This is a genomic window from Legionella quateirensis (assembly GCF_001467955.1).
GTDB lineage: Bacteria > Pseudomonadota > Gammaproteobacteria > Legionellales > Legionellaceae > Legionella > Legionella quateirensis.
Map to the genome: position 1 here is coordinate 56,040 of NZ_LNYR01000022.1, position 12,337 is coordinate 68,376.

Genomic DNA, 12,337 nt, shown 5'->3' on the forward strand with positions numbered 1-12,337 from the left:
TTAAGGATTATTTATTGTAGATTGGCTCATTTCGTAGCCCGTATTAGCGAAGCGTAATACGGGGAAACTATGGAGTTTGTTGCTCTATCGATCCTGTATTACGCTTCGCTAATACAGGCTACTTAGGCTTTGCCGAGGGGTAAAAGCGTCGCAAAGCGGCTTAGTCCCTAAGTCGGCATGGACTCCAGTTCAAAGGTTATTTCTTTATGCTCTTCAGGATTTAATACGATTTGAGACATATAAAGAATGGTGATGCTTAAAGGCAGCAGGCACATGAGATCTACTGGAAATTTAAGGACACCAATTCCGCTCGTAGCCCGTATTAGCGAAGCGTAATACGGGGAAACAATGGAGTTTGTTGCCAAATCGATCCTGTATTACGCTTCGCTAATACAGGCTACTAAGGATTTGCAGAGGGGAATAACATCGCAAAGAGGATTAGTCCCTAAGTCGGCATGGACTCCAGTTCAAAGGTTATTTCTTTATGCTCCTCAGGATTTAATACGATTTGAGACATATAGAGAATAATGATGCTTAAAGGCAGCAGGCACATGAGATCTACTGGAAATTTAAGGACACCAATTCCGCCAAAAGATCCAAGGTACGAAACCAAAAGCAGTGAAAACATATAGAATATAAACCAATATAAGGAGTAGTTATGAAGGATAAAACTCTTACGATGGTAGGCAAAACTGATTAATAGACCGATCAATAAAGCGACATCAAGTTTCCATAAAATAGAGAATCCACACCAATACAGCATTAAATTACAAAAATAAAATGCGAGATGAGAACACACCAGACTGCCTGACAGTTTAAAGGGTCTGTGTGTATTGGGTTGCAATTTGCGCATTGCCAAAAGACAAATAGGCCCAATGCTATAAGAGAGTATACTTGCCGACGATAGGAACGCCACCAGTTTCTGCCAACCGGGAAAGGGTAAAAAGGAAAAAATACCAACCAAAAAATTGGCATAAAGGGTTACATAAGGGATCTTGTGACGATTTACTTTTAAAAATAATTTGGGTAAATGATTATTCAAAGCCATGCCGTAAACAATTCTTGACGTTGCGGCGGTATATACAAGGGTAGTTCCAAAAGGAGAGAAGGCGGCATCAATCATCAACAGAGTAGCGACGACTCCAAGACCCAGCAATAAAGTCAGTCCAACCAAGGGACCGCTATCACCAGGATAACTTAATGCACTCCATCCGTGGGTCAAGTATTTTTGCGGCATGGCTGCAATAAAACTGAGTTGCAACATGAAATAAAGAAGAAAACCAATCAGAACAGCACCCAGTATGGCAATTGGAATGTTGCGTTGTGGGTTTTTAACTTCTCCTGCCAGAATCAGGCCATTTTGAAATCCGGTAAACGCAAAAATAACACCACCTGCTGATAGTGCGGAAAAAATATTCACCCAGCTGCTTTTATCGCCCAGACTCAGACTAATATTTCCCATGTCAGGGGCGCTGTGCAGAAGAGCGATGATTGCCACGCTGGGCAGGGCAAATTTGATGAGGCTGGCATATTTGTTACATTCTGCCAGTAACTTGATGCCGTATGAGTTGAGAATGACGACAAACAGCATAATGCCGATGGCTACAATATAGCCTGTTCCTGACAGTTTAAGCGTTGCCGGATCGTCAACAATCAGTGTGGGGAAAAAATGACTGGAATACTGAAGGATTGCCTGTATTTCAATGGGAGTCATTACGACGTATGAAAGCCATGAAGTCCAGGCAAATAAAAAACCTACTTCCTGTCCATGAGTATAAGTTGGATAATTTGACATCCCTCCGGAAACGGGAAACATAGTACCCAGTTCACATAAGGGAAGAGCGATGAATAGCATGAACAGAGCGGCAATGATCCAGCTTATCAATGCGTTGCTTCCCGCCATCTGGGCGCTGATATAAGGACTAAAAAGCCAACCTGAACCAATCATTCCGCCAGCAGAGGCGACCAATATATTAATAGTTGAGATATCACGTTTTAACAAGGATAATTCCTCTTGGTTACTCAGTTTCGATTAATTCTACTTTAGCCAGCTCCAGCTCATCCAACTCAATTTCTACTGATTCAATTTTTTGGAAGCGCGAAGTAATTTTTTTGGCGGAAGTATTCACTTCATTGACGTCCTGATGTGCTAAATCAATGTGTTTGGACAGCTTATCCATACGTTTTTCAAAACGTTGGAAATCATCTGCAAGAGCGTGTAAATGTTTTTGGATAATGTGTACCTGTTTTCGTGTGGCATCATCTTTAAGTACTGCTTTAGCAGTAGTCAATACAGCCATTAAGGTACTGGGTGAGACCAGCCAAACTTTTAATCGTTGTGATAATGAAATCAGATCTGGGTAATTAGCATGAATTTCCGCAAAAATGGATTCAGCAGGTATAAACATCATGGCACCATCTGTGGTTTCATTGGGGATGATGTATTTTTCTGCAATGTCCTTAATGTGTTTCTGGATGTCCTGACGAAATTGCTGTTGGATGGATTTTCTTTCAACGGACATGGCATCCGTGTTGATTAAGCGTTGATAGGTTTCCAGGGGAAATTTGGCATCGATTACTACATTGCCTGTAGGTTCTGGTAAAAATAAAATACAATCTGCCCGTTTTTGATTGCTCAGAGTGTATTGCATTTGATAATGAGCGCTTGGGATCATATTGCTGATTAATGTCGAAAGTTGCACTTCGCCAAAGGCGCCTCGGGCTTTTTTGTCCACCAGTACATCCTGTAAACTGACCACATGATTGGACAGTTCGGTAATTTTCTTTTGCGCTTCATCAATAATGGTCAGTCGTTTGACTACATCAATAAATGTTGATGATGTCTTTTCAAAACCTTCGGTTAATTTATGGTTAACCTGCTGAGTCAGGCTGTGCAGATGATTGCGTATTTCTTCCGTAAGAAGGTGTAAATGAGAGGTGAGTGAGCCTGCATGCTGCTGAAAACTATGACTCATTTGTTCACGAACATCAGTCATTTGTTTTTGAATCGTATCACTGATGATTTGTTGAGTAATCAGTTGTCCATGAGCTATTTTCTCATTAATACTGTTTTGGCTGCTTTGATATGATTGAGCCAGATCCATATGCAACTGGTGCAATTGAGTGGTCAGAGCGTGCTGGATTTTTTCGTTAATACTTTCGCTCAGCGCTTTTTGTTGATGTTGCTTTTTGATAAACCAGAGTGTCAGGATCACTTGCAGGGCAATAGCGCATGCTATGCCCTCAATAAGGGTGAAGGAAGAAAAGGATATCATGCATTATTCCACTAATTGGGTAAGCTTGATAGGTTGATTATATTGGTAAACAGTTTTTAGCTGACCGTAATCTATCAAACGTAAATAACCTAAATAAAGACTATCGTCTGCTAATTGATTGGAATTGTCAAAGGTAAATTGAATAACCTGTTTTCCAGGTTCAAGCCATTGCGCCCGTTGGGAGGTCTCAATAGGGGTTACTTCACCTTTACCATTTTTTCGATATAAGACACTCTGTAGTGCGTAGCGGCTTGCAGTAGCTACATCAAGGGTTGCGACAAAGGTTAAGGGTTTTGATGATAATTTCTTGACACTTATCATACTGGCAGAGGGAACAGAATAAGAAAACGCGGTGTGTCCGCTACGTCGAATCAGTTGTTGTCCATATTCAGACTGGATGTTCGTTTCAAGATACCAATTCTCGCCATGGTCATTGCTTTCCGAGTTTAATACTGTAGTGGCTTCAAACTGGTTTTTTTTAACCTTGCTTAATTTCAGAGGTACATATTGTCCGCCGGGTCCAATGAGCGATGCATTAATATCATAAATATCATGATCGATATAATCATCGACCAACGTTATTTTTGCAGTTAACTTATCGCCATATTGATAATGGATTGAGTCCGTCTGGACATCCAGATAGGTTGGGGAAAATTTGTCATACACGTTAATCAGATAGGCGTCTGCATCATTTGATGAGTGCTCTTCGCTTTTAAGAATGAATGTTCCAAAACCTAGCTCAGGCTTTATTTGCAGCATGGTTTGATGTTTTGTCGATAAGGTTTTATCACCAAAAGGTTCATCCTGACTGAATAAGGCTGAGGCTTCCTGTAAACTCAATAATTGATTTTTAGGCGTTTTGATTTTTAACTGTGGAATCAGTTTATTTTGCATGGGAGTAATGCGCACAACTGCTCCCGGGGCTGTTGTGGTGATCAGGACTCCAGCACGAAGCTGTTCCAGGCTGATGCGTTCTTTATAGCCATAACTTTTTTGGCTGTTATTGATTGTACGATTCAATGGCTCATTGGATATGCTCCATTTATCCTGCAAATTTTCATGAGATAATTGACTGCACACATCACACTCATAGGATTTGACAGGTTGTCTTGGTAAGGTCAGTGCATGTGCCTGGGTAAAACACAATGCAGAGATTAGTACGAGTTGAGTCGTTTTCATTGTACAGCTCCTTCTGTAGATAAGGCACTTATCAGAATTTGATCAAAGCCAAAACAGGAGTGACGGCTTTGGTTATGGCTTAAGGGCGCATTATCTTCGGTTTTATCCCGGTCGTAAAACCACAGTTCTCCAGCAGCCAGTTGTGAGGTGCAATTTAAAAAACCATCCGCGCACGTGTCCAGATACAGTTTAGTGATTTTCAAACCACTGTTTTGTAAATAACCATTGCAATAACTTGATGTAGAAAAGGGAGAGGCATAAACATCGGTCCCCACAATGACTTTAAATGGAGTTGACAGAGAAGGGCGTCCTTTACCGCCTAATAGTAATTCTTCATTATAAATGAGCATATCGCCTACACGTTGTTGTTTGACTGCATCAGAGAGATAACCCAGCAACCAGGCAAGGCTGGTTTCAAATACTCCACCGCCAAGAACTTCATCCGCCAATGGTGTTCCTGAACTGGAGGGTGCTATGGCGATGACCTGACTAATTTTGTGTTTCAGTGCCAGATAGCGACCGTCATAAGTAGGATTGGAGAGTATCCAGCGAATAATATTGGCGCCATCAGAGTGGGTGTAGACGGTCATGGAACTGATGTTTTTTCCTTTAATAAACTCAAGGAGTTGGTCTGCGACGCAGTTTGCAGCGTCTTCATGCCACATATACTGACTAAAATCGCAATGTACTACTAACAGGTTTTCCGGTTTAGCCAGGGCTTTAGAAATACTGTCAACAAAATCTGTTTTCCAATAACCACCATAGGCGTCTTCTCTATGATCACGGGTACCATGTACTAAAGCGATGCCTGGATTGGGTGTGTTTTCTGGAAGAGCCTGGATTAAAGTTGAGAATAAAAACAAACAGAGAGCTATTATTTTGCGTTGAAGGTCCATTTCTAAAATACCCCAATTAAATCAGAAACGTATCTATATCATAATTAGGTTCATGGATACAAGCGGTATAAAATGAAGTGTAAAGTGTACTTTTTTGATGTTCGAAAGTAGGAATAAAAGTGATAAACTGGATTTTTAAAAATCGGGAATCTTTTCAATGAGTAATGATGAAATTAAAGAGCAAATTAAAACTCTCAGAGATTTAATTCAAACCTACGATCATCATTATTATGTTCTTGATGAACCTTTGGTTCCTGATGTTGAATACGATCGAAATTTCAGGACATTGCAGCAATTGGAGGCTGAGTACCCTCAATTTTTAACCCCGGACTCACCAACCCAGCGAGTCAGCGGAACACCTGCTGATGCGTTCATGCCGGTGTCCCATAAACAGCCCATGTTATCCCTATCCAATGTTTTTACTGATGAAGAGTTGCAAGCTTTTATAAAAAGGGCTACAGACAAGCTGGATGAACCCGATCAACAATTAATTTTTACCTGTGAACCCAAGCTTGATGGTTTAGCGGTGAATATGACTTATGAACATGGAGTATTAACCCATGCGGCTACTCGGGGTGATGGAGCTACCGGGGAAAATATTACCGCGAACATAAAAACGATCAGTTCCGTTCCTTTAAAACTGAGAACAGCGAATCCCCCTCGTTTGATAGAAATTCGAGGAGAAGTGTATATTCCCAAGGCGGGTTTTGAGGCGTATAACAAGAAGGCCAGGGAAACAGGTGAAAAAACTTTTGTTAATCCTCGAAATGCTGCTGCAGGTAGTTTAAGGCAATTGAATCCGGCGGTGACTGCCAGTCGCCCATTGGCAATTTATTGTTATGGTATTGGTGCATGTGAAGGCTATAAATTACCTGACAGTCATTGGGAGCAGTTGCAGTTGCTTAAGGCATTTGGTTTTAGAGTGTCTGCTGAGTCAAAAAAAGAAATCGGGATGGACGGTTGTCTTGAGTATTATCATCGTATGTTAGAGAAGAGGCAACAATTGCCTTTTGAAATTGATGGTGTTGTTTATAAAATCGATAGTATTCCATTGCAACAGCAATTGGGTTTTGTATCACGAGCCCCTCGTTTTGCCTGTGCGCATAAATTTCCTGCATCCGAAGAAATGACCCAGTTGCTGGCCGTAGATTTTCAAGTGGGTCGTACCGGAGCCTTAACTCCGGTAGCTCGATTGGTTCCTGTTAGTGTAGGGGGTGTTACAGTCAGCAATGCTACTTTACATAATATGGATGAAATAGCACGTAAGGATATACGCATCGGCGATACGGTCATTGTGCGTCGAGCTGGTGACGTCATACCTGAAGTGGTTTCTGTCGTATTAGCCAAACGTCCTGCACTCACCGAAGCCATCGTGCTTCCTGCACATTGTCCCGTGTGTGGCTCGGATGTGGTGCGTGAAGAGGGAGAAGCTATAGCACGATGTATCGGTGGTTTGTTTTGCAAAGCGCAATTAAAGAGGATGATGTGGCATTTTGCTTCGCGTAAAGCCATGTATATTGAAGGTTTAGGGTCAGTGTTAATCGAACAATTGGTTGATGAAGGTTTGGTGCGTCATCTTGCTGATCTTTATGAGCTTGATTTACCTACTTTGGCAAATTTACCCCGAATGGGTGAAAAGTCTGCGCAAAATCTTCTGTTGGCTTTGGAGCAGAGTAAGAATACAACATTCAACAGATTTCTTTATGCTTTAGGAATTAGAGAAATAGGGGAGTCCAGCGCGCGGGTATTAGCAGAACACTATTCGGATATTAGTATGATTCAATCAGCCTCTGTTGACGAGCTAATGTCTCTTCATGATATAGGACCAGTTGGAGCTTCATACATTGTTCATTTTTTTGCTCAACCTCATAATCTGGAAGTTATAAATCGCTTATTGGAGCTTGGGGTTCATTGGCCGAAGACTGAGAAAAAACAGATTAATCAGGATAATCCATTTTTTGGAAAAACGGTCGTATTAACTGGAACTTTGGAAAGTATGGGGCGGGAAGAAGCAAAAGCTCAGTTATTAACAATGGGTGCCAAGGTGAGCGGCAGCGTTTCTGCTAAAACAGATTATGTCATAGCGGGCAGCGAGGCAGGATCCAAATTGATAAAGGCTAATGAATTAGGCGTTAGAGTTTTGGACGAAGAGGAATTTAAAGAGATGCTGTCAGCGTCTTAAAAATGACCCTCGCTAATCGGTGTGAGATAAGGTAATTTCTCAATATCCTGGGAAACGTCACCGCGAACGCAGTGAGGGATCTCCTGATAGTGGTACTGTGCCTGCATTTGAAGATCCTTTACTACGTTCAGGATTACGAAATTTCCGGGGTTATTGAGAAGTTACGAGATAAGGATATACTTTCATGAATATTCTATTATTTTTGGCACAGGGAATTTAAGTGCGGCGACTTTCTGTTAAAGTGATGTTGTTGGTTTTATTGCACTACAGCCTGGGCTTGGCTAATGCCAGCTCCTGGGTGTTAAATAATCCTTATCCTGAAAATGAATCCAATGAAAATATTTATTATTCATCTTTTAATGAGCAACCTAAAACCCTGGATCCGGCAAAATCCTATTCCGCCAATGAGTATGTTTTTATTGCCCAGATTTACGAACCATTACTTGAATACGATTATTATCTAAGACCTTATCAATTAATTCCGTTAACGGCCACTCAATTACCCCAGATTAGGTATCTGGATGATAAACGAAATCCAATTCCGTCTGGTGAACAGATTAACCCCTCGTACAGTGTTTATACCATCCAAATTAAGAAAGGAATTTTTTATCAACCTCACCCCGCTTTTGCCAGAACTAAAAAAGGCACCTATCGCTACCATCATTTGTCAGAAGATTATCTTGATGATCACGATATTAATCAATTATCTGATTTTAAGTATACAGATACCAGAGAACTGGTCATTGATGATTATATTTATCAAATTAAACGGATGGCTAATCCTGTGGTGAATTCACCAATCTATGGATTAATGAGTCATTATATAGAAGGTTTTAAGGAGTATGGTGAAACAGTTCCCCAGGTACCCTTATCAAATTATCGCTACATCGATTTGAGAAAATACCCCTTGCAGGGAATAAAAAAAATTGATGACTATACTTTTGAACTGACTTTGAAAGGGCAGTACTCACAATTTTTATTCTGGTTGGCTATGCCTTTTTTTTCCCCGGTTCCCTGGGAAGCCGATTTGTTTTATTCACAACAAGGTATGGATGATAAAAACTTATCTTTCGGTTGGTATCCAGTGGGTACGGGCCCGTTTATGTTGGCTCAAAATAATCCAAACAGACAGATGGTTTTAGAAAAAAACCCGAATTATCGTGAAGTCTATTTTCCAGTAGATGCTACTGAGAGGGATAGACGAGAAGGATTTACAACGAATATAGGCAAAAGGTTACCCTTGATTGCCAAGGCAGTTTATACCCTTGAAAAAGAATCCATTCCTCGTTGGAACAAATTCATGCAAGGATACTATGACATTTCTGGGGTCAGTGCCGACAGTTTTGATCAGGCAATCCATATAAACCGTTTTGGAGAAGCGATTTTAAGCCAGGAAATGGTAGATAAAAAATTACATTTAACGCAAACCCTTGAGCCTTATATTTTTTATATGGGCTTTAATATGCTCGATAGTGTAGTCGGCGGACGAAGCGAACGGGCACGTAAATTAAGGCAAGCCATATCCATTGCAGTGAATTACGATGAAAACATAGCCATATTTTTTAATGGTCGTGGTATTCCTGCTCAAGGCCCCATTCCCCCTGGGATTTTCGGTTATAAGGAAGGAAAAGAGGGCATTAATCCCTATGTTTATCAATGGACAGATAATGCGCGTCAACGGCGTTCATTGGTTGAGGCACAACAATTGATGAGACAGGCAGGATATCCTGATGGCATTGATCCCAAAACTGGCAATGCTCTGATTTTGCATTACGATGTGACCACCAAAGGTGGTCCTGAAGATAAATCCATGTTGGACTGGATGCGAAAGCAATTCGCCAGTATCGGTATTGATCTGAACATCAGAGCGACTTTGTATAACCGATTTCAGGAGAAAATGCGAACTGGAGATGCGCAAATCTTCAGCTGGGGTTGGAATGCGGATTATCCGGATCCTGAAAACTTCCTGTTTCAACTCTACAGTAAAAATGGAAAAGTGAAATTTGGGGGCGAAAATGCAGCGAATTATTATAACCCTGAGTTTGATCGTTTATTTGATTTAATGAAAAATCGAAGTAATGATGAGCTCAGGCAGAAATATATAGATAAGATGGTGGAGTTAGTCCGGTATGATGCGCCCTGGGTATGGGGTATGCATCCAGAAGATTTTATTTTATCTCAAAGTTGGGTTTCTAATGTAAAACCTAATGCCATAGCGCTCGGTACTTTAAAATATGTTTCTATAAATACCAAGGAACGCAATACATTACGCGATGTCTGGAATCAACCTGTATTTTGGCCTTTGATTGTCATTATACTTTTGTTGGTGGCATTAACTCTCCCATTGATAGTGGCATATCGGAAAAAAGAGAAGCAACCTGCAACGAGGTTTAAATTATAATGCTTATTTATTTATTTCGAAGAATAATTTACGCGATTCCCATTTTGTTTGGAATTAATTTGTTAACCTTTGTTCTTTTTTTTATGGTCAACACTCCTGACGATATTGCGCGTATGCATCTGGGGAACAAGCATGTTGAGCAAAGTACGGTTGATGATTGGAAGATGGCTCACGGATATGATTTGCCATTATTTTTCAATCAGAATAAACAAGGAATGAGTCGCTTTGAACAGACTTTGTTTTATCAGAAATCATTGCTGTTGTTTACCTTTAACTTTGGTGTATCTGATGCAGGACGGGACATCAGTCATGACATTACCTATAGAATGTGGCCAAGTTTGGCGATTGCTGTTCCTATTTTAATTTTTGGAATTTTAATTAACATATTTTTTGCAATGGGAATGGCGTTTTTCAGGACCTCTTATCTTGATCTGACTGGAGTGGTTATCTGTATCATTTTAATGTCCATATCCAGTCTTTTTTATATCATCGGTGGTCAGTATCTTTTTGGAAAAATACTGCGTTTGTTCCCTATCTCTGGTTATGATGGGGGTTTTGAGGCGCTTAAATTTATTATTCTTCCCGTGTTGGTTGCCGTTTTAGGTCAATTAGGAGCTGGGGCCAGATGGTATAGAACTTTGTTTTTGGAGGAAATACATAAGGACTATGTTAAAACGGCTAAAGCCAAAGGTTTGTCGGATCAACAGGTATTATTTAAACACGTGTTAAAAAATACCATGCTGCCCATTCTGACAGGAGTCGTGGTTATTATCCCTTCATTATTTATGGGAAGTCTGGTACTGGAGTCATTCTTTGGAGTGCCCGGTTTGGGTAGTTATATCATAGACGCAATCCAGCAGCAGGATTTTGCCATCGTTCGTGCCATGGTATTTCTGGGGTCGATTCTCTACATGATTGGACTGGTTATGACGGATTTCTCATATATGCTGGTAGATCCACGTGTACGATTGTCATGAGGAACATTATTTTAATGAGCATTGAATATCACTCGAGAGTTGAATCATGAGCTTTGAATTTCTATGGACAGACACCTGTTTTCTTACCCTGTTGGTATTAGGGGTGATTATCACTTTATTCAGCTTACGAAAACAACACATCAGATTATCCTTCTCCATCATATTACACCGACCGATAGCGCTAAGCGCTGCGATTGTATTATTGCTGTTTTTAACTATTGGCGTGCTGGATTCAATCCATCTTAAATCGGGTGAAAGTGGCTCTGATATTGCTGAATCCCTTTTGGATAAAATTTTAGCTCCCCTTGATACTGCTTATGAAAAAACCTACTCTGCTCCTTTGGCCTTAACTATGTTTGTTACTGAAACCGAGCTGGTGGATGGGATTACAAAACAGGTCTATCCTCGCTTAAAGTATCCTCCAGCTTCCATCAACACAGATGCAGATAAAGTGATTGTCATAAAAGCTGTTGCGGAGCGTGCACTGTTGTATAGTATAGGGATAACCTTAGCCTGTTGGGTGCTGGTTTTTCTAATTAGATTAGCGACGCAGTCGAAGCGATTGTATCAATTAAGCGCTCGAGGCATCAGTGTTTTATTGACCGTAGGACTGCTCACTTTTGTCGTGCTTTTGAGTTATTGGTTATCACGTTCATTCCATGTCTTTGGAACCGGTCAGATTGGACAGGATATCTTTTATTTTAGTGTGAAAAGTATTCGAACAGGATTAATTATTGGATTGTTAACTACTTTGTTCATGCTTCCTTTGGCTTTATTTTTGGGCATAGTCGCTGGATATTTTGGTGGGGTAGTGGATGACATCATTCAATATATTTATACCACTTTAAGTTCTATTCCAGGTGTTTTATTAATCACTGCTTCAGTTTTATCGTTACAAACCTATATTGCCAGTCATCCGGAGCAATTCGCTACTTTGGCGCAAAGCGCTGATGCCCGATTATTGGCATTATGCCTGATCCTTGGCGTAACCAGTTGGACCAGTTTATGTCGTTTGTTGCGGGCAGAGGCTTTGAAATTGCGTGAAGTAGATTATGTGATTGCTGCCCGAGCTTTGGGGAGCAGCTGGTTTACGATCATTCGTAAACACTTGCTGCCTAATGTGATGCATATAGTGGTGATTACGTTGGTGCTGGATTTCAGCTTTTTGGTCATGGCAGAGGCCGTGCTGTCTTATGTTGGCGTTGGTGTCTCTCCAATGACTATTAGCTGGGGAAACATGATCAATGGTGCTCGACTGGAGTTAGCTCGTGATCCTTTGGTCTGGTGGCCAATTTTTGCTGCATTTCTTTTTATGTTTATTCTGGTTCTGGCAATTAACTTGTTTGCCGATGCAGTGAGAGATGCATTTGATCCTCATCAATCTTTAGCGTAGTGGAAGTACACTCAGTTCTGAGGTATCCCCCTCA

9 protein-coding genes are annotated in these 12,337 nt (G+C 40.8%); 4 read left to right on the forward strand and 5 right to left on the reverse strand.

Annotated features, from left to right (window positions below):
* Positions 1 to 167: 167 nt before the first annotated feature.
* The 5 genes from Lqua_RS18200 to Lqua_RS09230 form a co-directional block, all read right to left on the reverse strand.
* Entirely contained in the window at positions 168 to 365 is a 198-nt protein-coding gene (locus tag Lqua_RS18200) for a hypothetical protein (RefSeq protein WP_115148748.1), read from the reverse strand.
* 80 nt (positions 366 to 445) lie between these two features.
* The gene (locus tag Lqua_RS09215; RefSeq protein WP_058473999.1) at positions 446 to 2,002 is read right to left on the reverse strand and encodes an APC family permease; all 1,557 of its coding nucleotides are present in this window, start codon (positions 2,000 to 2,002) and stop codon (positions 446 to 448) included.
* 16 nt (positions 2,003 to 2,018) lie between these two features.
* Positions 2,019 to 3,275 (reverse strand): DNA recombination protein RmuC, encoded by a 1,257-nt coding sequence (locus Lqua_RS09220; protein WP_058474000.1) that lies wholly within the window; start codon positions 3,273 to 3,275, stop codon positions 2,019 to 2,021.
* A 3-nt stretch (positions 3,276 to 3,278) separates the two neighbouring features.
* A complete protein-coding gene (locus Lqua_RS09225) occupies positions 3,279 to 4,454 on the reverse strand; it encodes a DUF4785 domain-containing protein (RefSeq protein ID WP_058474001.1) in 1,176 nt (391 codons plus the stop codon).
* Complete coding sequence (locus tag Lqua_RS09230) at positions 4,451 to 5,350, reverse strand: hypothetical protein (protein WP_058474002.1); 900 nt, start codon at positions 5,348 to 5,350, stop codon at positions 4,451 to 4,453. Before Lqua_RS09230 ends, Lqua_RS09225 begins: the two co-directional genes overlap by 4 nt.
* A gap of 157 nt (positions 5,351 to 5,507) precedes the next feature.
* Here Lqua_RS09230 and ligA point away from each other — a divergent pair, with 157 nt between their 5' ends.
* From ligA to Lqua_RS09250, 4 genes are all read left to right on the forward strand, one after another.
* A complete protein-coding gene (ligA, locus tag Lqua_RS09235) occupies positions 5,508 to 7,532 on the forward strand; it encodes an NAD-dependent DNA ligase LigA (protein ID WP_058474003.1) in 2,025 nt (674 codons plus the stop codon).
* 244 nt (positions 7,533 to 7,776) lie between these two features.
* Positions 7,777 to 9,933 (forward strand): ABC transporter substrate-binding protein, encoded by a 2,157-nt coding sequence (locus Lqua_RS09240; protein ID WP_115148747.1) that lies wholly within the window; start codon positions 7,777 to 7,779, stop codon positions 9,931 to 9,933.
* Positions 9,933 to 10,910 (forward strand): ABC transporter permease, encoded by a 978-nt coding sequence (locus Lqua_RS09245; RefSeq protein WP_058474005.1) that lies wholly within the window; start codon positions 9,933 to 9,935, stop codon positions 10,908 to 10,910. Before Lqua_RS09240 ends, Lqua_RS09245 begins: the two co-directional genes overlap by 1 nt.
* 46 nt (positions 10,911 to 10,956) lie before the next feature.
* Positions 10,957 to 12,303: an ABC transporter permease gene (locus Lqua_RS09250; protein ID WP_058474006.1), complete on the forward strand. Its 1,347-nt coding sequence runs from the start codon at positions 10,957 to 10,959 to the stop codon at positions 12,301 to 12,303.
* The last annotated feature ends 34 nt before the right edge of the window (positions 12,304 to 12,337 follow it).